1 protein-coding gene and 1 pseudogene are annotated in these 809 nt (G+C 37.7%); both read left to right on the plus strand.

Annotated features, from left to right (window positions below; all coding sequences use genetic code 11):
• Positions 1 to 215, plus strand: a pseudogene (locus BN202_RS08950) (hypothetical protein); the annotation flags it as partial.
• Positions 208 to 809: YdaU family protein (locus BN202_RS10030; RefSeq protein ID WP_019220305.1), on the plus strand; the 602-nt coding region annotated here is incomplete at its 3' end. The pseudogene BN202_RS08950 and the gene BN202_RS10030, both read left to right, overlap by 8 nt.

Genomic DNA, 809 nt, shown 5'->3' on the forward strand with positions numbered 1-809 from the left:
CAACGTTAACGGCGTGGTGTGAACATCATGAGATACCGTATGAGGGTATACCGGTTTGTACGATTAAGAAAGTGACGACGGGCAAGGGGAATGCGTCGAAAGCAGAGATTATAGATGCGATGCGTGCAAAAGGACACGCGCCTTGTGATGATAATGAAGCGGATGCTTTAGCAATTTTATATTTAGTTAAAGAAAGGGAGAGTAGGCATGTCTAATGGGATGCCGTGGATAAGATTCCATTTGTATGATTGGATAAGTGGTACAGATGGAATGACATTGGAACAACGAGGTGCTTATATAACGCTTCTTGTTCGCATGTATGATAAGAAAGCACCAATTAAAACAGATTTTGAAACACTTGCACGCGCTTGCAATTGTTCGCAGAAAAAATTTGCAGCGATTGTCGAATATTTAATCAGGAATGATAAACTTATTGAGACAGATGGTGGATTGTGGAATACGCGTGTTGAAGAAGAGCTAAAAGATTTTTCGGATAAAAAAGATCACATATCACAAGTTCGTAGTGAAGCTGGTAAAAAAGGTGCACAAGCAAAAAACACGATAAAACAACATGTTAATAATTTTGCTGAAGCAAACGACAAGCAAAATCAAGCTATAAAGAACCAGAATAAGAATAATATATATAAAAAAAATAAAACTATCGTTTTATCAAAAAAAGAAACTGAGTTTGAAGATTTAGAAACGAGCGATTTGGTTGACGAGCCAATCGAGTGTGATGATGTTGATAGCCAATCAGAGCTAATCGAAACATCATCAGAAAACCAACCACCCATTCACGAGCAAGAAAG

Source organism: Bartonella florencae, from assembly GCF_000312525.1.
Taxonomy (GTDB): domain Bacteria; phylum Pseudomonadota; class Alphaproteobacteria; order Rhizobiales; family Rhizobiaceae; genus Bartonella; species Bartonella florencae.